The sequence below is a fragment of the Bradyrhizobium sp. IC3195 genome (genome assembly GCF_020193585.1).
Classification (GTDB): Bacteria; Pseudomonadota; Alphaproteobacteria; order Rhizobiales; family Xanthobacteraceae; genus Bradyrhizobium; species Bradyrhizobium yuanmingense.
This window is the reverse complement of record NZ_JADYVG010000082.1, coordinates 1-625: the sequence shown is the minus strand read 5'-3', so window position 1 is coordinate 625 and position 625 is coordinate 1. Positions and strand designations below refer to the sequence as shown.

The window sequence follows — 625 nt, the reverse complement described above, 5'->3', positions numbered from 1 at the left end:
GTCAGCAGCCCGTTGGCGTCGATCGTCGCCGACAGGTTGTTGGCCTGCAGCTTGGTGTTGAGCTGATCGAGCGTCTTGACCGTGCCGTTGGTGCCGTCGCCGAAGGTGACGTTGACCGCCGTGCCGCCGTTGAAGGAGGTGAAGGTCAAGGTCTTGCCGCTGATGCCGCCGATGCCGGAGGTGCGCGCCGCGGTGAAGGCGGTCGCCGTTCCGGTGTTGCCGGCAAGGCCGAGCGCGTTCAGCGCATTGCCCGTGCCGGTGATCGACAGGTCGGCATTGACGCCAGTGGACAGCTTCAGCTGGCCCGAGGCGTTGATCGACGAGTTGGTCTGGCCGGAGGCCGTCGCGAGCGTCGCGGTGCCGTTGGCGCCGATCGTCGCGGTCTGCACGCCGGTGGCGAGGTCGATCGCCTTCAAGACGTCGTTGAGGGTACCGCCCTGCAGATAGACCGTCGAGTTGCCGGCGCCGTCGGTGAGGACGTTACCGCTCGCACCATAACCGGTCGGAATGCTCGGCGCACCGGTCGAGCCCGGGATCGGCGCATTCTTGAAGGTGATGACTTTACCGTTGACGTTCAGCGTCGAGCCGTCGGTGATCGTCGCACCCAGCGAAGCCGCGCTGGTGG

Annotated in this window: 1 protein-coding gene; it reads right to left on the bottom strand. The window is 66.6% G+C overall.

The features are described from left to right. On the bottom strand, positions 1–625 hold a 625-nt coding region (locus I6F09_RS37190; RefSeq protein WP_225190202.1), incomplete at both ends, for a DUF1522 domain-containing protein.